At 54.0% G+C, this 23,500-nt stretch carries 13 protein-coding genes; 12 read left to right on the top strand and 1 reads right to left on the bottom strand.

Annotated features, from left to right (window positions below; all coding sequences use genetic code 11):
• The first annotated feature begins 283 nt into the window (after positions 1 to 283).
• The 12 genes from KJS65_RS18470 (at position 284) to KJS65_RS18415 (ending at position 21,806) form a co-directional block, all read left to right on the top strand.
• The gene (locus KJS65_RS18470; RefSeq protein WP_213651322.1) at positions 284 to 1,255 is read left to right on the top strand and encodes an acetylxylan esterase; all 972 of its coding nucleotides are present in this window, start codon (positions 284 to 286) and stop codon (positions 1,253 to 1,255) included.
• Between the two features lie 273 nt (positions 1,256 to 1,528).
• Positions 1,529 to 3,322 (top strand): cache domain-containing sensor histidine kinase, encoded by a 1,794-nt coding sequence (locus KJS65_RS18465; protein ID WP_213651321.1) that lies wholly within the window; start codon positions 1,529 to 1,531, stop codon positions 3,320 to 3,322.
• A 24-nt stretch (positions 3,323 to 3,346) separates the two neighbouring features.
• Positions 3,347 to 4,102 (top strand): response regulator, encoded by a 756-nt coding sequence (locus KJS65_RS18460; protein ID WP_213651320.1) that lies wholly within the window; start codon positions 3,347 to 3,349, stop codon positions 4,100 to 4,102.
• Between the two features lie 153 nt (positions 4,103 to 4,255).
• Entirely contained in the window at positions 4,256 to 5,590 is a 1,335-nt protein-coding gene (locus tag KJS65_RS18455; protein WP_244864622.1) for an ABC transporter substrate-binding protein, read from the top strand.
• A 232-nt stretch (positions 5,591 to 5,822) separates the two neighbouring features.
• Positions 5,823 to 6,704 (top strand): carbohydrate ABC transporter permease, encoded by an 882-nt coding sequence (locus KJS65_RS18450; RefSeq protein WP_213651319.1) that lies wholly within the window; start codon positions 5,823 to 5,825, stop codon positions 6,702 to 6,704.
• 23 nt (positions 6,705 to 6,727) lie between these two features.
• A complete protein-coding gene (locus tag KJS65_RS18445; protein ID WP_213651318.1) occupies positions 6,728 to 7,573 on the top strand; it encodes a carbohydrate ABC transporter permease in 846 nt (281 codons plus the stop codon).
• Between the two features lie 4 nt (positions 7,574 to 7,577).
• Entirely contained in the window at positions 7,578 to 9,824 is a 2,247-nt protein-coding gene (locus KJS65_RS18440; protein WP_213651317.1) for an FAD-dependent oxidoreductase, read from the top strand.
• Between the two features lie 254 nt (positions 9,825 to 10,078).
• Entirely contained in the window at positions 10,079 to 12,151 is a 2,073-nt protein-coding gene (locus KJS65_RS18435; RefSeq protein ID WP_213651316.1) for a serine hydrolase domain-containing protein, read from the top strand.
• 344 nt (positions 12,152 to 12,495) lie between these two features.
• Positions 12,496 to 15,603 carry a hybrid sensor histidine kinase/response regulator gene (locus tag KJS65_RS18430; protein WP_213651315.1) on the top strand — a complete coding sequence of 1,036 codons (3,108 nt, stop codon included), beginning with the start codon at positions 12,496 to 12,498 and terminating at the stop codon, positions 15,601 to 15,603.
• The gene (locus tag KJS65_RS18425; protein WP_213651314.1) at positions 15,581 to 16,687 is read left to right on the top strand and encodes a response regulator; all 1,107 of its coding nucleotides are present in this window, start codon (positions 15,581 to 15,583) and stop codon (positions 16,685 to 16,687) included. Before KJS65_RS18430 ends, KJS65_RS18425 begins: the two co-directional genes overlap by 23 nt.
• Before the next feature lie 210 nt (positions 16,688 to 16,897).
• Entirely contained in the window at positions 16,898 to 18,862 is a 1,965-nt protein-coding gene (locus tag KJS65_RS29890) for a dockerin type I domain-containing protein (protein WP_244864621.1), read from the top strand.
• A gap of 4 nt (positions 18,863 to 18,866) precedes the next feature.
• Entirely contained in the window at positions 18,867 to 21,806 is a 2,940-nt protein-coding gene (locus KJS65_RS18415) for an InlB B-repeat-containing protein (protein ID WP_213651313.1), read from the top strand.
• A gap of 167 nt (positions 21,807 to 21,973) precedes the next feature.
• On the opposite strand, the gene KJS65_RS18410 is transcribed toward KJS65_RS18415, so the two are convergent.
• A complete protein-coding gene (locus KJS65_RS18410; RefSeq protein ID WP_213651312.1) occupies positions 21,974 to 23,467 on the bottom strand; it encodes an MFS transporter in 1,494 nt (497 codons plus the stop codon).
• Between the last annotated feature and the right edge of the window lie 33 nt (positions 23,468 to 23,500).

Genomic DNA, 23,500 nt, shown 5'->3' with positions numbered 1-23,500 from the left:
GTATATGATGGTCCATGTATTGCTGCAAGCCATGCGAAGGAATCAAAGATGGTTACGAGCGAACCGAGTTTGAAAATTGAATGAAAACAAATTCAATGATTACAACGGCGGGATAAATTTGGCCGCATCCTATTGATGTTTAAAATACGCCTCTGACATCACGTGTCATTGGCGTTTTTAACATATTTACGACTTCATCAAACACACAAATTTATCACCAAATAGTTCAATGCAAATGCGAGATTCATCCGCTATACTGCTAGTTATGAAGGAGGATGACACGATGGGCTACATAGACGAGGTATCGAAGGAGCTGTACAGCTATCTTCCCCCTCTTACCAAGCAGGATGATTTTGACGAGTTCTGGGAGACGACCATTAAGCAGGCCAAGGAAGAAGTCCCGCTTGATCCGCGCAGGGATCGGGTCGATTATCCGGCCAGCCATGCGAAGGTATACGAAATTTCCTATTTCGGGATGGATGAGACTCGAATTCACGGCTGGCTGATCGTTCCGGCATTCGTGAAAAAAGAGAAATACCCGTGCCTGATCCATTATCACGGCTTTAATGGCAGCAGGGGCAAGCCCTCTGAGCTGATGCACTGGGTGATGATGGGGATGGCCGTATTGTCCGTGGACTGCCGCGACCAGGGCGGACGGACGGGCAACAACGCTTCTTACTCCCACGGGTATACGGCGAATGTAGCCAGCAAAGGCGTACATAACAAATGGGAATACTATTACCGGTATGCTTATATGGATGCATTGAAGGCGATTGACTTTGCCTGCGCCCAGGAGGATATCGACGCTTCGAAAATCGTCATCGAAGGCGGCAGCCAAGGCGGAGCGCTCGGTACGGCGGTATCGGCTTTGGACGACCGACCAGTGCTCTCCATGGTGGACGTGCCGAGCAACAGCAACCTCGTCTGCCGAATCGAAGGCAATCACGGCGCTTTCGCGGCGGTAGCCGAATATCTGAACAAACACCCGGAGCAAACCGACCTCGTGATGGATAACCTGAGTTATTTTGATACGATGAACCTGGCGGACCGCATCCATTGCCGGGTGTTAGCCAGTGTCGGGCTGAAGGATGAAACATGTCCGCCGCAAATGTACTTCGCAACCTATAACCGGATCGCAAGCAGCAAAGACATCGTCATTTATCCGTTTAACGGGCATGAAGGCGGAGGCGCCGGTCACACGGAGATCAAGCTGGACTATTTGCGGAAGCATTTCCCCGACTGGTTCGAAGAGTAGGAATCATGAATAGGAATTTAAAGATCGATCGGATCTTGCCCGTCACTGACTGGAGGCAGTTGAGAAACGAACAGGCGAAGGTTAGGAAAGCGGCGCTGCATTTGGCGCCGTTTTTTTTTATGGAAAATGGAGCACCTTTCGTGTCAATAGAACAATTTGATGCAATTGACCGACTTGAGACACTACATTTTTACGCTATTGCACGAACATTGTTAATTACAGACAAGGGGTGAGATATAATGGGAGCACCAAGAGTGAAAAGGAGTTCTCGTGATGCGGAAATGGCTCAGCCACCTCATTCCCCACAAGCTGAAATATCGGTTATTTGCCGTGTTCGCGCTCGTTATTTTGCTTCCGTTCAGCGTGTTGAACTTGTACAACTACCAAAAAATCGAATCGCTCGTCCAAAATAAAATCAGCGAGCAGAGTCATGAGCAGCTGGACAATCTGCACCGTTCGCTTGAGGATCAGCTCAGCATCGCGTTCAAAACGCTGATCTTCCTGGAGCAGGATTCGGAAATGAGGCGTATCCTTCAGAAGCCGGAGGAACGTTCGGTCCTGGACAACAAGGAGTTGATGGAGGATAAATTCAAAGGGCTCAACAACAGCTTCTTCCTGTACAATCCGTCCGTCTATTTCACGCTGCTCGATAACAGCGGACATGTGTATACATCCTACCCGCCGAATAAGTCCTTGAACTACAGCCAGATTGTTTCGAATCCGTCGTTCAAGACGCTGAGGGAGGCCAAGACCAACTATCTCTGGGTGTCCGACGATGCCAATTACGTATCCAGGGATATCAGCAAAAGTCCGACTTTACTGTCCCTGTACGCCGAACTGCGTGACCGCAGCAACCGGGCTTACGGTCTGGCGCGCATCAGTATCGATTTTTCGTTCTGGTTCCAATCCATGCTGCAAAAATCCGAGAGTGATCAGGCCTACTTCATCATGACCCGTAACGGTGAGCTGATCGCCAGGTCGATTCCTGATTCTTCGCTGTCCCCGGAAGCCGTTCAGGAAATCGCGAACCTGGCGCAGAGCGGACATTGGACGGATCAGCAGTCCGATTCGCTCGTCAACTACAGCTATTTGTCTTCCCTGGATTGGTACCTCGTGGACCGGATTCCGCTCCAGCTGCTGTTCGGGGAGATCGAAACGCTGAAGAAGCAGTATTTCGTGACCTTTTATGTCATTACCGCTGCTTTTATTGCGGTTGCGTTCATGATTGCCCATGCATTTACGAGGCCGCTGTCCCATATGCAGCGAAAGATGAAGGAAGCGGTCCGCAAGGATCTTCGGATCCGGCTGCCCGAGAAACGCTACAAGGGCGAAATTTTGGAACTTACGCGAACGTTCAATACGATGATGGTCGATATGAACGGACTCATTCAGCGGCTGCGAGTTGAGGAAAGGCAGAAGGACGCGGTGCATTTTCAAATGCTGCTGGCTCAGATGAACCCCCATTTCCTGCTCAATACGCTCAATACGATGAAGTGGATCGGACTTCGGGGCGGTAACGAAGAGATCGTGGAAATTTGCTTGTCCCTCGGGAAGCTGCTGGAGACGAGTCTCAATTCCGACGTAGACCTGATTCATCTCCGCGACGAAATTGAGCTTACACGCGCGTTCCTCTATATTCAGCAGGTGAGATATGGGAACCGCTTTCAAGTGGAGTTCAGCTATGATGAGGAGTTGATCTACGCGCTCGTGCCGAAGCTGAGCCTGCAGCCGCTGGTGGACAACGCGATTCAGCACGGCATCGGCAATATGGCGGAAGGCGGGCGGATTCTGATCCGGATGGGACGCAGTCCGCTGTTGCCGGACCGGCTCACGCTGGAAGTCGAGGACAATGGCGCCGGGGTCGAGCAGTCCGGCAGCAATCGCGGTGAAAGACGAAAGCGTCCGAGCATCGGGCTGCAGAACGTGCGGGAGCGGCTGCGCCTGTTGTTCAAGGACAAGGGCGAGCTTGAGATCATTTCGCTTGAGCAGGGCACGCTGTGCCGCATGCATTTGCCGGTGCTGCTGTCCGAGCCTTACGAAAATGCACGGCAATCCGATATCATCTAGTGAACTGCGAAGGGGTGAATGCATATGTGGAAGGTACTGCTGGTTGAAGACGAAACGTTCGTGAGGGAATCGGTCAAGGAGATCATTCGGTGGGAGGAGATGGGGTTTACGCTGGCCGGCGAGGCAAGCAATGGCATGGAGGCTCTGCCGATGATCAAGGACGATCCGCCGGATCTGGTGCTATGCGACATTGTCATGCCACAGATGGACGGCCTGGAGCTGCTGCAGGAGACGCGGAAAGCCGGCATCGCATCCAAGTTTGTCATGCTGACCTGCATCGGCGATTTCGAATCGATGCGCAGAGCGATGGAATACGGCGCGTCCAATTATATTTTGAAGCTGTCCATGAGCGTCAAGGATTTGCGGGAGACGCTGGTGAAGGTCAGCAGGGAGCTGTCGGCCCAGAGTTCCCCGGCCGAGAGTCCGGTTCGTCCGGCTGCGGCTGCCAGGGAGAAGAAGATCACCCACCCCGAAGTGAATAAAATCATGGACTATATCCAGCAAAACTACGACCAGGACATTACGCTCAAATCGCTCGCCCGCTATGTCATGATGGGGGAAAACTACGTCAGCGCCCTGTTCAAAAAGAAAACCGGGGAGACGCTGATCCACTACCTGCACCGGACGAGGGTCGAGAAGGCCATCGAATACCTGACGACGACGGACCTTCCGGTCAATCGGATCTGCCAGAACGTCGGGTTCATGAACGATAACTATTTCATTAAAATTTTCAAGCGGATGACGGGGATGACGCCGAGCCAGTACCGGATGAAGCAATAGAACAAAATGCATCTCTGCGGGCCCATGATAAGCCCCCCAACTGCGTATATCTGTTCCATGGATATCATGATTCTGTTACTTACGGCGTGACCCGCCGCTTTGCTATCCTTGAGCTGCAACAAACAATTCCTATTTTGATGCGGGGGGCTTCAATTGAGAAAAAAAGGTTGGCTGGCGGGATTCGTATCGTTGGCGCTGATCGCGGCCATGATGTCGGGCTGCTCCGGCAGCGGAAGCAAAGGGGAAGCTGAAGGGACGGCGGGCGATGCGAAGACTGCATCATCAAGCGGCGCCGTCAAACTGAAAATGTGGGGCGGTGTTCCGCCGGAAGCCGGGCCGCAGGAGGTCATGGACTCCTGGAACAAAGATCACCCGGACATTCAAGTGGAGTACGTACGGTACGTGAACGATGATGAAGGTAACCTGAAGCTGGATACGGCGATTATGACCGGCCAGGACGTGGACCTGTTCGTCAATTATTCGGCTTCGCAGGCGACGAAACGGGTCACCTCGGGGGTTGCAGCCGACCTGAGCACATTTACCGACTATAATATCGATGAGAAAATGGGGCCGGAAGCCGAAGGCTGGAAGATCGACGGCAAATATTACGGCGTGCCGACGACGAAAAGCTCGTTTTTCGTTGCGCTGAACAAGGACGCCCTGGATGCGGCCAATCTCCCGGTTCCGAAGGATTGGACCTGGGAAGAGATGATGGAATACGCCAAAAAGCTGAAAAAAGGCGAAGGATACGGCTTCATTCAGAACACTGAGCCGTATGTCGATCCAATCGACTCGGTGCTCGCCAAAGAGGGCTATACCAAAGCAGACGGGACATCCAACCTGGATCACCCACTGGTACGCAAATGGCTGGAGTCCTTGAACAGCATGATGAAGGACGATAAAACGACGCCGCCGCTCGGCGAGCAGCTGACGTCCAAAATGCCGGTTGAGCAAATGTTCCTCAGCGGTGAAGTGCCGATGCTGAACATCGGGGCATGGCTGCTTCGCAGCTCCAACAACTTCACCGATTATCCGCGCGATTTCAAAATCGCGTTCGCGCCGGTGCCGAGACTGGAAGAAGATGCGGCGAACTACGTGACCCGCGGCGGTTTGGGCGATTATATCTCGATCAATGCCAAGTCCAAACATCAAAAGGAAGCATGGGAGTTTCTGAAATGGTACGCGGACGGCGGCATGGCGCCGATGGCGGCGGGAGGACGCTTGCCTGCATCCAAGGATTCGGATCAGGGTGCCGCGATGAAAAGCATGCTGGGTGACAAAGGGGATACCTACGATCAGGAATCCTTGATGTACGTCATGTTCGACAACAAGACGCCGACCTTCGTCCGTACCGTTCCACAGGAAGTTATGGACCTGCGCTCGCAGGAATACGAAAAGTACTTTCTGGGAGCCCAAGACCTCGACGCGACGGTGGCGGAGATGGTCAAACGGCATAACGAATATTTGAAATCCAATCCGCAAAAGTAACTTTTCGCTGCAGAGGCGAAACATGCGCTTGAAGACAAGGGACGGCCAAGCTTGACGGCCGTCCCTTTTTCATTCTAGATAGAACAATTTGATGACCAAGCGCCATGCGGTAAGCTGCACGGCGTTTTTTTTGCATCATTTTGTGATATGAAGACGATGGTTTTGTTCCTTCTGCGATACGTCCCGGCTTGCTAGACTGAGGACATCAAATCAAGAAATGAGGGAAAAACGCATGAACAACCATTGGATGAGAAGGCAGCGCAGGCTGGGCTATGTCTTCATCGGGCCCAGCATGATCGGCGTGCTGTTGTTCTTTCTCATACCGGCCGCATATTCCCTGGGCCTCGTCTTCACGGATTACAAATTCATGAATCCCAAGGTCGGGTTCGTCGGTTTCGATAATATCATCCGGATGCTGCACGACAAGCTGTTTTATCTGTCGCTGAAGAATACGGTCCTCTTCCTCGTAGCGGTGCCGGTGTCGATCGCGCTCGGCTTCGTGGTCGCGGTCATCCTGAACCAGCGGATCTATTTAAAAAAACTGCTGCGAGCCCTATACTTCATGCCGTACATCACGAGCGGGGTAGCCGTGGCTTTTGTCTGGATGCTGCTGTTTCAGCCGAAGCAGGGGCCGATCAACGGGTTCCTCCGCGGCATTGGCATCGAGCATCCGCCGGGATGGCTGTCCACCACGACAACTTCGATGTTCGCCATCGATATCATCTGGATCTGGTTTCTGATGGGCTATAACATGATCATCTATTTGGCCGCGCTGCAGGAGGTGTCGCCTGAGCTTCTGGAAGCCGCGAAAATCGACGGCGCACGGCCGGGACAGCTGCTCCGCAAAATCATGTGGCCGCTCGTTAGTCCCACGACGTTCCTGCTGCTCGTAACCGGCATGATCATGACGATCAAAACGTTCGGCATCATTCAGGCAACGACGCAGGGCGGTCCCGGAAACAGTACGACCATCCTGTCCCTGTTCGTCTATCAGAATGCTTTCCGGTATTACGACATGGGTTATGCTGCCACGATCTCGTGGGCGCTGTTCATCATCATCCTGATCATCACTGCGGTCCAATGGATCGGGCAAAAACGTTGGGTCCATTATTAAGAGAAAGAGAGGCCTGAAGCATCATGGAACTCAAAAAACGACTGCTGGCCGGCACGCCGGGCCGGCTGCTGGTGACGTTGATTATGCTGGCGCTGGCCATCGTGATGATTATGCCTTTTTTATGGATGATCAGCACGTCACTGAAAACCCCGGCCGAGGTATTCAAATACCCGATCGAGTGGATTCCCTCGCATCCGACCTGGGAGCATCATCTCAAGGTGTGGAGCGGACCGAAGAGCTTCGGTGCCTATTACCTGAACTCGCTGAAAATCGCCCTCATCGGCATGGTCGGAGCCACGTTCCTGTCCGCTTTCGCGGCATACGGCTTCGCCCGGATCGAATTCAAGGGGAGAAATGCCCTGTTTATGCTCTATTTATCCATGATGATGATTCCCCCGCAGGTGCTGTTCGTGCCCAAGTTCATCATGTTTGAATGGGCCGGCATATACAATACGCATCTGGCGTTGATTCTGCCCGGCATGTTTACAATTTTCGGCGTGTTTATGCTGCGCCAGTTCTTCCTGTCCATTCCCCATGAGATTTCCGAGTCGGCCTTTATCGACGGAGCGGGGCATTTCCGGATTTTCTTCCGTCTTATTCTTCCGCTCGCCAAACCGGCGCTGGCCACCTTGGCTATCATCGATTTCTCCTGGCAGTGGAACGATTACGAGAATGCGCTGGTCTTTTTGATCGACGAGCGGCTATATACTATTCCGCTTGGGCTTCAGAATTTTATCCTGGAAAATACGGTGGATTACAATGGCATGATGGCTGCGGCGTCTGCGGGCATTATCCCGATGATCGTCGTGTTCGCGATCGGCCAGCGCTACATTATTCAAGGCTTGACCAACTCTGCGGTGAAAGGGTGAGAGAATGAAAACGGAGACGATGCAAAGCGATGTGGCCGTGATCGGCGGCGGACTGGCAGGCGTATGTGCCGCCATTGCGGCAGCAAGGCTCGGCAGCAAGGTCGTGCTCGTGAACAACCGCCCGGTTCTGGGAGGCAATTCGAGCAGCGAAGTAAGGGTATGGGTGTGCGGGGCGACCGCGCACGGCATCAACCGGTATGCACGGGAGACCGGCATCCTGGGTGAGCTGTTCGTGGAGAACCAGTACCGCAATCCGGATGGCAATCCGTATTTGTGGGATTTGGTTATCCTGGAAGCGGTCAAGGCGGAGCCGAACATCACGCTGCTGCTGAATACCGATGTACATGAAGTCGAAGCGGACGGTCCGGAGGAGAACCGGATGATCCGGTCAGTGACCGGCTGGATGATGGGCTCCGAGCGGCGCATCCGCCTGGAAAGCCCGGTCTTCCTGGATTGCACCGGCGACGGCCTCGTCGGCTTCATGGCGGGTGCACGGCACCGGATCGGCCGGGAAGCCTCCCATGAATACGGGGAAGCGTGGGCGCCGGAGGAAGCGGACGGCATTACCTTGGGCAGTACGCTGCTATTCTACACGAAGGACGCGGGGCATCCGGTCCGGTTCATGCCGCCTTCCTTTGCCAAGGACATCGAGCAGACGCCAATCCCGATCAAGCGAGTGATCCGCAGCGGCGACTCGGGCTGCCATTATTGGTGGATCGAGTGGGGCGGTGAGCTGGATACGGTCCATGATAATGAAGTGATCCGGGACGAGCTGTGGTCTGTCATTTACGGCATTTGGGACTATATCAAAAATTCGGGGCAGTTTGAGGCCGAAAGCATGACTTTGGAGTGGGTCGGCTCCATCCCGGGAAAAAGGGAATACCGCCGTTTCGTCGGCGATTATGTGCTGAACCAGAACGATATCATCGCGCAGGAGCCGTTCCATGACCGGATCGCCTTTGGCGGCTGGTCCATCGATCTGCATCCCCCGCAGGGGATGTATGCCGAAGCCAGTGGTTCCAAGCATATGCATGCAGACGGTAACTATCATATTCCATACCGTAGCCTGTACTCGGCCAACGTGGGAAATCTACTGTTCGCCGGCCGCAACATCAGCGCTTCCCACGTGGCATTCGGCACGACGCGCGTCATGGCAACCTGCGCGGTTATGGGAGAAGCGGCCGGTACCGCTGCTTCGCTGTGCGCCGCGAAGGGCGTATCTCCGAGGGAGATCTACCACTCACATCTACAAGAGCTGCAGCAGACGCTGCTGCGCCAGGACGCTTCCGTCATCGGTCTGCGGCATGAAGACGAACGGGACCTGGCCCGCCTGGCGCAGGTTTCGGCATCATCGTTTCGAAGCAGCATCAGTGTGGATAAACCGCATGAGGCAACCCGGCTGGAGCGTGATGCCGCGATTTTGTTCCCGGTTGACCCGGCGGTCGAAAGGCTGGAGCTGCTCGTAGACGCGGCCGGGGATACCCGGCTTACCGTAGAGTTATGGGACACCGGCCGTCCGGAGAACTACGTGCCGCATTCGAAGATAACTGAAGCGGAGACGACGGTTTCCAAGGGCGAGGCGCAGTGGATATCCCTGCCGCTCCATTGGGCGCCGGATGCGCCGCAGAATGCCTTTGTCATCATCCGCGAGAATCCGGATGTCAGCTTGTACCGGGCGGCCGAACCGCTTACCGGCATCCTCGCTTTTGAGAAGGGGGCAGTTCCTAATGCATCGGCCAATCTGGAGGAGCACGATGAGAATCAACCCGTCGTGGCTTGGAGTATGAAGGCGGCGGTCCGTCAGCCCTTCTGCTTTAAGGTCAAGGGCAGAACAGAAGCCTATGCGCCGGAGAAGGCAGTCGGTGGATACAAACGGCCATTCGGCGGTCCGAATCTGTGGACATCCGAGCCGATCGGGCCTGAGCGCGAGGCTTGGCTGCAATTGACTTGGGAGCATGAAATATCGATGAAGGAAATCATGCTGACGTGGAACGATGACGTGAACGAGGACCTGATCAACCTTCATCATCACCGTACGTCATTCGATATCATTCCCGAGCTGGTGAAGTCGTACCGGATCGAGGCCCGGGTTCAAGGGCAGTGGCGTGTTGCAACATCAGTTGGGGATAATCGGCGTAGAAGCAATCGCATCCGTATGAAGGAGCCGGTCTTGGCCGATGTGCTGCGCATCGTCATCGAAGAGACGAACGGCGCTCCGTGCGGGGAGCTGGTGGAAATTCGGGTGTATTAAAGCTGAGGCCGCCTTTGGTGGACTTACGTCATGTAACGCCGCATCGCCCGGGAGCTGCATGCGGCGAGAAAGGCAGCCTCGGGCGGCTGCCTTTTTGAAGTCAGCGGATAGGCATTTTCCACCGTTTTCCCGATAGACGGCTGGTCCTAGATTGGACTGCGGTATGAGACGAAGTTCCTTTTTTTGTTGGAAAACTGAACCAAATTAGGGTCCAAAACGTACTACAGTGTAACCCAATAAAAGGAGGTTCATTTATGAAGAAAAGAATGGCATGGCTTCTGGCAGCCGCGCTGATATTAACGCCGCTTGTTCCAACCGCGGCGATGGCGTCCGGCACGGAAGCAGCGATTCCCGACCAAGGGCTGGGAGCACTCGCGGCGAAAAAGGCGGCACTGCTCACCGAGCAGTATGGAACGGTCAGCGTTCAGTACGCGCTCATCGATCAGGGAAAGATCACCGTATCCGGCCAAGCCGGGAAAAATGACGAAAAGGGGAAGACTCCGCTTACACCGGGCACGATGTACGGCATCGGCTCGACGAGCAAAATGTTCACCACCTCTGCTGTCATGAAGCTGGCCGACGAGGGGAAGATCAACCTGGATACCCCGCTAGTACAGTACATACCGGATTTCAAAATGAAGGATGAGCGTTACAAGCAAATCACTCCGCGCATGCTTCTGAACCATTCCTCCGGGATTCAGGGTTCCAGCTTGAACAACGCATTTTTGTTCGAGGATTCGGACCCTTACGCCCACGACACGCTGCTGGAGCAGCTGTCCAAGCAAAGCTTGAAGGCCGATCCTGGCGCCTTCTCGGTCTACTGTAACGACGGCTTTACGTTGGCGGAGATTTTGGTGGAACGCGTAAGCGGAATGAAGTTTACCGCCTTTGTGCACCAATATTTCACTGAGCCGCTGGGCATGAACGATACAAAAACCTCGCAGGATATGGTAGATACGGCTAAAACCGCAGGGCTGTATTATCCTACGATTCCGCAGCAGCTGCCGAATGAAACGGTGAATGTCATCGGAACGGGAGGCATTTATTCCACGGCGGAAGATATGGCACGGTTCTCGCAAATCTTTACCGGTCAGAAACCGGGCATTCTCTCTGCCAAGTCGGTGGAAGCCATGGGACAGTCCGAATATAAAAAAGGACTGTGGCCTAAAGACGCGGACAACTCCTTTGATTATGGCCTCGGCTGGGACAGCGTAAGATTGTATCCGTTTAATGATTACGGCATCCAGGCTGTGGTGAAGGGCGGGGACACGATCTTGTATCATGCTTCGCTGATCGTCCTTCCGGAGCAGGACATGGCCGCGGCTGTCGTATCCTCGGGCGGCAGCAGCTCGACGAACCAGCTTCTGGCGACCCAAATTCTGCTTGAAGCGCTGAAAGAAAAAGGGGCCATCAAGGAAATTAAGCCGGATAAATCGTTCGGCAAACCGGTTCCGGTCAGCCTGCCGGAGGACATGAAGAAGGTCGCCGGATATTACGGCTCCACGGGACAGCTCGTCAAGGTTGGCCTGAAAGATGGAATCATGTCCGTCACGGTGCCGAATGTGCCGGAATATCCGGCAGAGAAGTACGTGTACACCACGGACGGAACATTTGTGGACGAAGCAGGGACAGCGAAGCTCAGCTTCGTGACCGAATCGAACGGCCTAACCTACCTTTGGGTTCGCCAATACAGCACGGTACCTGAGCTCGGGCAAGTGGCGATGTCCCATTATCTCGCCCAGAAGCTGGACAGTAACCCACTGACGAAGGAAACGGCCGCTGCTTGGTCGAAGCGGGAAGGCAAAACCTATTACCCGGTCAACGAGAAATACACGTCAGTCATGTACTTGATGAAACCGACGCTCGAAATGAAGCTTACTAAGGACTTTCAAGGATATTTGAACGACAAGAAAATTACCGGACCGGACACGGCGGTAAGCAGCCTGCAAATTCCTGGTATGGGCGGCCGGGATACGGCCGGATACAGCTTCTACCAAAAGGATGGCGCTGAGTACCTGGAAACGGCGGGAAGCCTGTTCGTCAGCGAGGATCTGGTCAAACCGCTGTACCAAGGCAAACAGTCGACCGTAACAGTGAAGGATGACGGCTACGCCAGATGGTTCACGGTCCCTGCTGCGGCAGCGGGCAAGACGATGACCGTAAGGCTGCCGGTCGAAGGCGGATTTGTGGTCTATGACGCCGCGGGGAACTGCGTGAACATGAGCGAAGTCAGCGGCTCGAACCAAGTCGTCCTGCCTAAGGGCGGAACGATCGTTTTCGCGGGGGATGCCGGTTCTTCGTTCAGCATCCAGCTCGATAAAAAATAAGGCAATGCCAGCCATTATATTTCCTTTATCCTAAATATCTTCTAAACTGAAAAACCACCGCATTCCTCATCTGAAGAGGGGCGGTGGTTTTTCTCGTAGCTGGCGCTTCGGCTGTGGCCAAAGACATGCTGGGATGGAATGATTCCAAAGCGTAATCGGGATCGTGCCTGGCTTCTTCCGATGCAGCAGACATGTATAACAGAGCCGGGTAGGCATGGTATGATAGGGTTTAATTCAGCTTTTGTGGGAAGAAATGGATGGTTCAAATGCTTTGAATCATGCTTTTTGTGCAATGATTATACTCTTTGAATCTGTTTCCTATGGCAGGAAGGAACTTGCAGCCTATGAAAAAGCAATTATCAGGTTTGATCGTCATGGTCGCCGTATTTGCCGTCGCGACCTCTGTCTTCATTTATGAATGGCTTCATCCAAACGTTAGCTACCCGGAAGCGCGTAAAGGCGTGCTGGATGCCAGGCAGTGGAACTTTGTGCAGCAAGGGATCATTCCCCTTCGAGGTGAATGGGAATTTTACAAGGATCGGCTGATGACGCCTCAGGACTTCACCGATCCCGCCGAACGGGGAACGGAACAGCAGCCGGAGCGGCGTTTTCTCTCCGTCCCTGGAGGTTGGGAAGGTAAGGTGTCGGACGACGGCTACGGGGCCGGAACGTACCGGCTGCGGCTTTTGGTGAGCGACATGGGGGATTATGGCCTTCGAGCCAAAAAAATTCGGATGTCGAGCCGTATTTACATGGGCGGTAAGGAACTTGGAGGCACTGGGCAGCCTGCCTTGTCGGATAACAGTTTTATGCCGAGCAATGTTCCGTTCTTTGGATCGGTCGAGACAAACGGCCGGGAAATCGATATTATCATTCAGGTGTCAAGCTACCGATATTTGCAAGGAGGACTCGTGCAGGCACCTGAGTTCGGGTTGTCGGCCGATGTCATGGACCGGCGGGATAGCGCCCGCATAGCCGACGTGATCGTCATGACTACGCTGCTGTCTTTTGGCATTTATTTTGCCGGGATGTTCAGGCAGTGGCGGCGGGAGCCATACTTGATATTTTTCAGCTTGTTCTGTTTGGCACTGGGGCTTTTTTTCAGCATCGATAACGAAATTATTATGGGGAATCTGGTTCCGTCCATGTCCTTTCTATTGCTGCAAAAGCTTCTGTTCATCCTCCCGTATCTGGCCATTCTGTTCTTTATTCATTATGTACGCATCTATTTAACTGACAGAAGCGGCCACTGGTTCAGGGCATTCCAATGGGCTTCCTTTGCCTATCTGGCTTTGCTGGCCGGTCTTCCGAATGATTTTCTGCTGGTTCTGCTGTGGCCTGGTGTTATTTTGCAGATTGTGGCCTTCGGGTTTATCTTCGCCTCGATTTTCCGCAATCGTCATCAGGGAATCCAGATTTTTTATATTTTGCTTGGCGTGTTCTTTTTGATTATCAGCTGGGTGTTTGCCCAGACTCGTTACCAGCTGGCGCTGGATAGTCCTTATTACATCATCGTTACGCTTCTGCTGGTCGTGCTGTCGCAGTCGTTCCTGATGACGGACCGGATTCGGGGAGCCTTTCTACGGAGCGAACGCCTGGCCGAACAGCTGCTGATCCATGACCGGCAAAAGGATGAGTTTTTGGCAAAAACGTCGCATGAGCTTCGCACGCCCTTGCACGGCATCATTAATCTGTCGGAAGTACTGCTGGAAAACAAGGAATCGCCGCTTGCAGCAGAGCACCGCGAGAACGTTCGGCTGTTGCATCTGATCGGGAGGCGGCTTGCCGGACTGGTGAATGATATCCTCGATATGAACCGGATCCGGTACGGGCAGTTCCAAGTGCAGCTGAAGCCGGTCGATCTGTACGTGTCGACGCGCTTCGTCCTGGAAACCTTGTCGATCTCGCCGATCAAGAGCGGCGTCCGGCTTGTGTGCGAGCTGCCTCCCGCGCTGCCGCTGGTATTGGCCGATGAGAACCGTCTGAGACAAATTTTGCACAACTTGCTGGAGAACGGGCTAAAGTACACAGACCGGGGAACCGTCACGATTTCGGCGGAGATACAGGGAGAACTGCTGGCCGTTTCCGTCAGTGACACCGGGAGGGGGATTCCGGCAGATATTATGGATGAGCTGTTTCAGCCGTTCTTTCAACATGATGAGGAGGGCTCCCATTCGCGCGATGGCATCGGCCTTGGGCTCAGTATATCTAAGCAGCTGGTAGAGCTGCAAGGTGGGCACATGCAGGTCGAGTCTGCGGTTGGCCGAGGCTCGCGGTTTACCTTTACGCTGCCGTTGGCCTGGAGCGGAACGCACGAGGCTGCAGCAGCCGTAGAACAAGTCGAACGTATAGCGGAGATGGAATTCCCCGGGAATGAGGGATGCAAGGAGATCGTGAACAACCGGATACCAACTGCTCCTCTCTCGCCTGCCCTTGGGGGCGTGGAAGAGACTTTCCATATTTTGATCGTCGACGACGAGCCTTCCAATCTGAAAGTGGCTATGGACGCCATCGCTTCCATGGGCCATACGTATATGACGGCGTCCGGCGGTGCCGAGGCACTCACAGCACTGAGGCGAAAGCAGCCGGATCTGGTGCTGCTCGATCTGATGATGCCCGGCGTGTCGGGACTCGACATTTGCCGCGAAATCCGCGCGCTGCACGGGCTGGCAGAGCTTCCGGTGCTGATGCTGACCGCTTCGGGACAGACGCGCGATATTTTGGCCGCCTTTGGGGCGGGGGCCAACGATATTTTGCAAAAGCCATTTCAACTGGCGGAACTTCGGGCCCGGGTGCAGTCGCTTCTGGCGATGAAAAGTTCTTCGTCGCTCGCGGTACGGCGGGAGATGGATTTTTTGCAGGCCCAAATATCCCCGCATTTCCTGTACAACAGTCTCAATGCGCTGGTCGGGCTCAGCTACAAAAATGTGGACAAGCTGAGGGAGACAATTCAGCATTTGACTACGTATCTACGCGCCAAGTTCACGTTTGTTTTTCAGGGAGAATTGGTCCCGCTGGAAAGGGAGTTGGAGCTGGTACAAGCCTACCTTGCGATTGAGCAGCTTCGTTTCGGCCAGCGGCTGGTTGTCCGCTATAAGATCGATGAGCATGCGCGCACCATGCTGCCGCCGCTTACCCTTCAGCCGATTGTCGAAAATGCCGTCCGTCACGGAATAGGGCAGAAGCCCGAAGGAGGAACGGTGGATATCATCGTCCGCCGCGGTGATCGTGGCGTTGAGATCGTTGTAGAGGATGACGGAGCCGGAATGGACGAAAGCACGCTTAGGGAGCTGGAACTAGGAAAGTCTGGCGGCATCGGGATCGGAAATGTGAACCGCCGGCTGCAAATGAGGTATGGATGGAATCTGGACATTCAAAGCCGCTTAGGTGAAGGAACTCGAATCACGATTTATTTGACGGAGGGGCGTTATGTGGAGAGCCATTCTGATTGACGACGAAGAGATCGCGCTGGATGTCTTGGACATCATGCTGAACGAAGTTGGCGATGTGGAGGTCGTCGGCAGGTTTCAACTGGTTACCGAAGCGATTGAACGCTGCGGCGATCTCCAACCGGATTTGATTTTTCTGGATATCGAAATGCCTGGAGTGGGCGGGCTGGAGGCTGCAGGAGCGCTGGCAGCATGCTCTCCGGATGCTGAAATCATCTTTGTGACGGCCCACGACCAGTATGCGATTGATGCGTTCGATACCTCCGCCATCGGGTATTTGCTTAAACCGGTCGCCAAGGACAAGCTAGCTAGAACGCTATCCCGTTATGCGGACCGGCAGGCCAAAAGGCAGATTCGGAGCGGGGACTCTATGGATGGGAACATGCTGAGTGCCGCCAGGTTGGCGGATGGACCGGAAAGACACGCGGAAGATAAGCCGCAGCTGTCGCTCAAAGTGTTGGGTAGTATGGAACTGTACGCTCCAGACGGCCGGCTATTGACATGGCGCACCAAGAAAACGAAGGAGCTGTTTGCGCTGCTTTGGCATCATCGGAGCCGGCCGGTATACAAATACGCGATTCTGGAATATTTATGGCCGGATGATCCGGCGGAACGTGGACAAAAGCTGTTGCATACGTCCCTTTATTACTTGCGGAGCCTATTTAAGGCGGAAGGCTACGACGGATTCGTGAATTACGGTGACGAGCGGTATTGGATTGATCCGTCGGCTATCCACAGCGACCTGGAGGAGCTGCTTGGGATGCTGAAGGACGGAGATGCTGCAACCAAAGCCGAGGACATGCTTGAGTTGTACAGCGGCGGCGATTATTTGGAAATGGAGCATTACGAATGGGCTAATTCCTACCGGATGGAGCTTCGCTCGGCCATGATGTCCTTCATGAATGCAGCGCTCGAACGGGTACCGAATGAATCCCGCGTGCAGATGCTCTGGAAATTGATCGAATTGGAGCCAAGCCGGCTGAATTACTATGATTTGTTGGCGGATTGCTTAGGCCAGGCTGGGGATCAGGATGGCGTTCGCCGGGTGCGGGCGTTGATGGTGCAGATGGAGCAGAAGGGAGAATAGAGCGAGGCGAGTGGGACAGAAGTAGCAGACAAACAATCGCAGAAAATGTAGAGAAAACAGTCTTCAGACACCCATTTGAAGGCTTTTTTTGTCGTTTTATGGGGAAATGTTGTGAAAATGTTGAGAGCTGCTAATTACAATGAAACTCAGATGCGGGCGATCTCATGACCATGAGGTCCGTAATATACATTCGGAAAGAGGGGGTCAGACATGAACGCACAGAAGAGGAACAACACTGCTTGCAGGGCGGTCATATCCGTCGTTATAAGCCTGGTCATGCTGTTCGGGGCGATTCTCCAACTGCTGGCGGTGCCGGGACAAGCTTCCGCCGCCCCGGGAGTCGTATGGAAGCCGATCGACCGGGGCGGGCTCAGTGCGGGGTCGAGTGCGAACTCTAACGCAAGGGGACCGAGCATCGCGTCCTGGAACAACCATTTGTATGCGGCATGGTCAGAGCAAAAGGAATATATGAATAACCCGATGCAGCAGGAAACAGAAATAAGAGTAATGAAGTGGGACGGCAGTCAGTGGTCGGCGGCTGATGACGGGAGCGGCCTGAACTCCATGTCGAGCAGCAGTGCAAGCAGTCCTTCGCTTACAGTATATCAGGGTTGCTTGTACGCCATCTGGACGGAAGCAGAAACCTCATCCATGGGGGGGTATCCGTTCAATCAGATTATGGCCAAGAAAAACTGTGGGAACGGATGGGTATCTACGAGTGGAAACAATCCGGTAAGCGGCAGCGGCAGAGGTGAAATGCCGGTGCTCCTCGTTTATCAAGATGATTTGTATGCGACTTGGATAGGTACTTCGGACGGGAGCCTGGGCCGGAAAATTCAAGTGAAAAAATATAACGGCAGCGTCTGGAGCAGCGAAGCGGTGGATATGACATTCGTTTCAAACGGAGTGGCATTTGGGCCGCGGCTCGCAGTCTATCAAGACGATCTTTATTTAACCTGGAGCGAGCAAATGGCGGACAGCCCGTATTACACTTATATCCCCGTCATGAAAAGAACAATCAAGGGTGCAGGAAGTGTCACTTGGGCGAACGTATCGGGAAATTTGGGGATTACGAATACGACGACATCGGCAGGAAGCCCGGTTCTGCAAGCCTATAACGGGCTGTTATACGCGGTGTGGAGAGATAACAATCCCGCTCAGTTGAAGGTAAGCAGCTTCGATGGAAGTGCCTGGAGCCCTGTCGGCAGCGGCAATTTGGATAAACCGGCGGGGGTTCAATCGCAAAGCCCGAATTTATTTGTATATAATCAGAAGCTGGTTGCCGTTTGGAACGATGTGAATTCGCAAGGGTTCCAGTGGAACCTCCGGGTCGAGGAATACGACGGCACGAATTGGAGCCCGGCGGACCAGGGACTTGCGGACACGAATCTCGGAAACGTTACTTCTTTTGCCTCTTTGAACAACGCGATGTATTTAGCATGGTCCGACGTCTCGAAAATTTATGTGTCCGAGCGCCGGGAACCGCCTGCAGCCCCTAAGGGTCTACAAGCGGTTGCGGGAGATCGGGAAGCGGAGCTTAGCTGGAATTTGGGGAGCGGGGTTGCGAATTATAAGATATATCAAGGCACCGCCAGCGGGGTGTACGGCCCCGATCCGATCGCGACAGTAGATGGCACGACCGACCATTATACAGTTCAGGGGCTTGCGGGTGGAACGACCTATTACTTCGTCGTGACGGCCGTTAACGATAATGGGGAGAGCTCCTTCTCGGTACAAGCAAGCGCACAGCTTACACTGCAGATCGCAACGGTAAGCTACGCGCCTGGAGATCACGGAACGATCAGCGGAACGAGTGAACAGGTAACGATCGGCGGGCATCCGGCAGCGGTTCCGACGGTCACGCCAGAGGCGGGATACCATTTTGCAGGATGGAGCAGCGATGGAGGCATCACGAAGCTTAGCAGCCAACAGGTTGCCGCTTCGACGGTGACCGCGGATGTTGTATATACCGCCTATTACACGGTGATTGTCATGGGAGACGCGGATGGCGACGGCAAGGTGACGGCTGCGGACGCGCTTTTGTTGACCAAATACATCAAGGGTAAGATTACACTGACGCCGGAGCAATTGCAGGCGCTCGACATGAACGGCGACGGACAATGGGACGACGAGGATGTCAAAGCGATTCTTGCCGCCGCCGTGGGAAAGGGTTGATTCAATGCGTTGGAAAAAATGGATTTCGACAATGCTGGCGGCCGTTATGTTATTGCCTTTCGGAACGATAGGTCATGCGGATTCGGAAATAGCGACGAACTCGATGACGGTAGGCAGCAAAGAAGGTTATGCCGGAGATTTCGTTGATATACCGGTGTTTCTGACACCGGAGGATATGATCAACCAGTACGACATTTCCATCGGATTCGATGCTGCATCGCTCGAACTGGTGTCCGGGAATGAAGTTACAAATGAACTGGGTGCCAGTCAAGGCGATACGTTCGATACGGATATCACCATTACGGGGATCGCCAATGTAAGAGCTAATTTGGTTGACCACCCGATTTTAATTGATGATACAAACGTGTTCACCCTTCATTTTAAAATCAAGGACTCTGCGCAGCCTGGCGATTTGGAGCTATCCGTGCCCAAGCACGAACTCTACGAGGGTGAAGAAATCGCCTCCACAACGGTGGTAGACGGCAAAATTACGGTAAAGGCAGCGAGCGTTAAACATACCGTGATGTTCAATTCGCAGGGAGGCAGCGCAGTTGCGAGCATGGCCGACGTGAACAGCGGTACGATAATCAGCGAGCCGCCGGTACCGACGAAAGCGGGTTTTACTTTCGCAGGCTGGTACAAGGAAGCGGAGGGAACGAACGCGTGGAACTTCGCAGAAGATACAGTAACGTCCAATGTGACGCTGTACGCGAAATGGACGGTAACGGTGCAGGAGCAATATACTGTGACGTTCGACTCTCAGGGAGGCAGCGAGGTTGAGAACGCGACCGGCGTAAACAGCGGCACGACGATCACCGAGCCGCCAGCGCCGACGAAAGCCGGCTTTACGTTCGCAGGCTGGTACAAGGAAGCAGAGGGAACGAATGCGTGGAACTTCACAGAAGATGCGGTGACGTCCGATGTGACGCTGCACGCGAAGTGGACGCGGCACGCGGCGCAGATTCAGATCGGATCGGTGAGCGGAACGCCTGGATCTACGGTGGACGTACCGGTTACAGTGGCCGACTCCACCTACGGAATAGCAGCCTATAGCGTACAGATCGATTTTGACGCGGAGGCCTTGGAAGTAACGGGCATTACAGGAAATGCCGGAGATTACTTCGACTCCAATTACGATAACGACGCAGGCTGGCTCAAGACAGCATGGGTAGACAGCGATGCGGGCGATACGCCAGTTGTTGCAGGAGAGAAGCTGTTCACCGTCAGCTTCAAGATTAAGAACGAAGCGGAGTTAAGTGATAAGGCACTGACGGTGCAAACAGGAGAGCCGACGTTTTTCTCAATCTTGGATGCATTCGGGGCTGAGATGGACAAAACGTTGACCCCTGGCAAGGTAACGGTCAAAGAGGGACCGGTGCAACACACCGTGACGTTCGACTCGCAGGGAGGCAGTGCAGTTTCCAGCATCACCAATGTGGACAACGGCACGATCATCAGCGCTCCGCCAGCGCCGACGAAAGCGGGCTACACATTCGCAGGCTGGTACAAAGAAGCAGCGGGAACAAACGCTTGGAACTTCGCGGCGGATACGGTCACATCCGATGTGACGCTGTATGCAAAGTGGGCAAGCACTCCTTCGGACAATTCCAATCACTCCGGCACGCCTTCAACAAGCACGGGTTCAAGTCCAGGAACTTCAACCCCTGCGAAGCCTGACGGCTTTCAGGTCATCGTCGACGGCGTTGTGAAGGATCAGATCGCTACTGCTTTGACCACCAAAGAGAACGGCAAATCAGTGCTGACTGCCACAATAGACCAAGCGAAGCTGGTTGATCAGCTTAAGCAGGCGGCAGATCATTCCACCGTAATTATTCCTGTTACCGCCAGCGTGGACATGGTGTCGGTCGTATTGAACGGCGAAGCGGTGAAAAGCATGGAAACCAAGCAAGCGATTCTGGAGGTACAGACGCCTTATGGCATCTACAGACTGCCTGCCGGACAAATAGCCATAGATAAGGTTTCTTCAAAACTGGGCGAACAGGTCAAGCTCTCGGACATCATCGTCCGCATGGAGATTGCCAAGAGCGATGAGGCTGCGGCGGTTCGCGCACAAGTCGCAGCGGCCCAAGGAAACTTCGAGGTTGCAGCTACGCCCGTCACCTTTAAAGTAACGGCTTCCTATAAGGGAACGACGGTAGACGTAGAACAGTTCGGCGGCTACGTGGAACGCGACATACCGCTTCCTACGGGTCTGGATCCGAGCAAAGTGACAACGGCTGCCGTGCTGGATCCGGATGGCAGCGTCCGCCATGTCCCTACCTTTATCACGACTCGCGAAGGGAAGAATTATGCCGTCGTCAACAGCCTGACGAATAGCGATTACTTCCTCATCTGGAACTCGAAGGCCTTCGCGGATGTAGAAGGACATTGGTCGAAGCAGGCCGTAAACGAAATGGCTTCCCGAATGATTGTCAAAGGGATCGATGACGATCATTATAACCCTGATGCGGTCATTACACGGGCAGAACTTGCAGCTGTTGTGGTACGGGCGTTAGGTTTGTCCGACAATGAAGGCAGCGGTCATTCGGAGTTCACCGACGTTAAAGCCGGTGACTGGTATGCCGGGGCTGTCGCGAAGGCAGTGGAATACGGCCTGATCAAGGGTTACGACAATCAGACGTTCGCTCCTGATCAAACCATCACCCGGCAGGAAGCATTGGTGATCATGGCCCGGGCGATGAAGCTGGCTGGACTTGAAGCGGAGGGATTAGATGCAGATGTATTGCTGTCTCCGTTTGCAGATCGTGCAGCGCTAGCATCCTGGGCGAAGCCGGCCATTGCCGCAGCCGTGAAGAATGGAATCGTGGAAGGATCAGCAGAAGGCTTGAGGCCAGCAGGGAACCTTACCCGGGCTGAAACTGCAGTGATTGTGCAGCGGTTTTTAATCAAGGCCAAGCTGATTGATAACCGGAACGCCAACTAACCGATTCAGGGGTTAACAGAACAAACCAGCCTCTTTTCCGCACGGAAGAGTAGGCTGGTTTGGTTTTATTGATTCACTGCATGTCTTGGGTTGGATGAAAACCACCGCATTCCTTACTACAAGAGGAGCGGTGGTTTTTTATATCAAAATAACTCGAAGCAACCGGTCTATTTCCTCTCCTCCGGAGCTGCTCCAGACTCCTGAATCATGGCGTGTTCCTCATGCCACCATAGCGCCTCTTCCGGTTCATCCAGCAGTTCTTTGATTTCATGCTTCTCCGTGACGGCAGGCGGGGAGCCGCGAAGCGCTTTGCCTGAGGTTTCGGTAAACCACAGTGTCACGACGACCAAGCCAATGATGGACGTGGCAATCAGAAAATAGGCTGGAACGAGGTTGTTCTTGGTCAGATTAATCAACCAGGCCATCACGAGAGGGGTCGTGCCGCCGAACAAGGACGCCGAAATATTATACGTAATCGCTAGAAGGCCATAACGGACATCGGTAAAAAACAGCGCAGGCAGTACGGAGGGCATCGTTCCTTCGAAACAGGTAAGGAACACGGCCAGAATCAGCAGCCCCAGAAACACGAGCCCAAGCTTGCCGCTGCCAATCCATAAAAAAGCCGGAAGCGAGAGCACCAGCAGTCCCGCGAGCCCGATCTGCATAATTCGTTTGTTGCCGATCCGGTCGCTGAAATAACCCATGGCTAGCACGATCGGAATCATGATAAACATGACGATCAGAATCAGGAGAAGTCCTTCGGCTTCCCCGTAACCCAGCACGGCGGTCAGATGCGAAGGCATATAGGATAGTATCATATAATCGACGACATTAAAGAAAAAGACCAGCACGGTGCAGATCAGCATGACCTTCCAATGCTTCGAGAACAGCTCTCTGAGCGGTACCTTCGGCTTGTTCTCATCCTTTGCCTTCTCCATTGCTTCAAAAGCAGGCGTTTCCTCCAAATGTCTGCGGAGATAGAGCCCGACCAAACCAATCGGAGCCGCAACGAAAAAGGGAATTCTCCAGCCCCAAGCCACCATTTGCTCGGAACCGAGAAGGTAGGTCAGCAGCGTGACCAATCCGGAGCCGGCAATGTAACCGATCAAGGTTCCCACTTCCAGTCCGCTGGATAGGAAGCCCCTCCTTTTGTCGGGCGTCGACTCGGCGATAAAGGTCATCGCTCCCGAATACTCGCCCCCGGTGGAGAAGCCCTGTACCAGCCGGGCCAGCAAGAGTAATACCGATGCGGTTACTCCGATCGATGCGTAGCTTGGAATGAGACCGATGCAGAGGGTGGAGATGGCCATCATCAGCAGCGTTATGGTGAGCACTTTTTTGCGCCCCCAGCGGTCTCCAAGGCGTCCGAAGAACAATCCGCCAAAAGGCCTGACGACAAAAGCAATGGAAAACGTAGCGAATGTATAAATCAGCTGCACGGAGCCGCTCAAGGAAGGGAAGAAAACCTTTCCGATCACGACGGCAAGATAAGAATAGATGCCGAAGTCGAACCATTCCATCGCGTTGCCCAGGGCCGTGGCGACCACGGCTTTTCTCGCCATGCTCGCGTCGACGATGGTAATGTCGTCTTGATGCAGTTTAGGCTTCGACCGTTTGCCGATCAGCGGCCATTGATACTTATGTTTTTCATGGCTGTTCATCGCGCTTAGCTCCTAACGACTGAGAAATTATTC

Source organism: Paenibacillus sp. J23TS9 (assembly GCF_018403225.1).
GTDB lineage: Bacteria > Bacillota > Bacilli > Paenibacillales > Paenibacillaceae > Paenibacillus_AQ.
The sequence above is the reverse complement of the archived record's forward strand: the minus strand, read 5'-3'. Positions and strand labels throughout refer to the sequence as shown.

What these genes read in the sequence shown, in the direction of transcription:
- KJS65_RS18470 (WP_213651322.1), top strand. Translation starts at nt 284, where the DNA reads ATGGGCTACATAGACGAGGTATCGAAGGAGCTGTACAGCTATCTTCCC.
- KJS65_RS18445 (WP_213651318.1), top strand. Translation starts at nt 6,728, where the DNA reads ATGGAACTCAAAAAACGACTGCTGGCCGGCACGCCGGGCCGGCTGCTG.
- KJS65_RS18460 (WP_213651320.1), top strand. Translation starts at nt 3,347, where the DNA reads ATGTGGAAGGTACTGCTGGTTGAAGACGAAACGTTCGTGAGGGAATCG.
- KJS65_RS18425 (WP_213651314.1), top strand. Translation starts at nt 15,581, where the DNA reads ATGTGGAGAGCCATTCTGATTGACGACGAAGAGATCGCGCTGGATGTC.
- KJS65_RS18440 (WP_213651317.1), top strand. Translation starts at nt 7,578, where the DNA reads ATGAAAACGGAGACGATGCAAAGCGATGTGGCCGTGATCGGCGGCGGA.
- KJS65_RS29890 (WP_244864621.1), top strand. Translation starts at nt 16,898, where the DNA reads ATGAACGCACAGAAGAGGAACAACACTGCTTGCAGGGCGGTCATATCC.
- KJS65_RS18415 (WP_213651313.1), top strand. Translation starts at nt 18,867, where the DNA reads ATGCGTTGGAAAAAATGGATTTCGACAATGCTGGCGGCCGTTATGTTA.
- KJS65_RS18430 (WP_213651315.1), top strand. Translation starts at nt 12,496, where the DNA reads ATGAAAAAGCAATTATCAGGTTTGATCGTCATGGTCGCCGTATTTGCC.
- KJS65_RS18465 (WP_213651321.1), top strand. Translation starts at nt 1,529, where the DNA reads ATGCGGAAATGGCTCAGCCACCTCATTCCCCACAAGCTGAAATATCGG.
- KJS65_RS18435 (WP_213651316.1), top strand. Translation starts at nt 10,079, where the DNA reads ATGAAGAAAAGAATGGCATGGCTTCTGGCAGCCGCGCTGATATTAACG.
- KJS65_RS18450 (WP_213651319.1), top strand. Translation starts at nt 5,823, where the DNA reads ATGAACAACCATTGGATGAGAAGGCAGCGCAGGCTGGGCTATGTCTTC.
- KJS65_RS18410 (WP_213651312.1), bottom strand. Translation starts at nt 23,467, where the DNA reads ATGAACAGCCATGAAAAACATAAGTATCAATGGCCGCTGATCGGCAAA.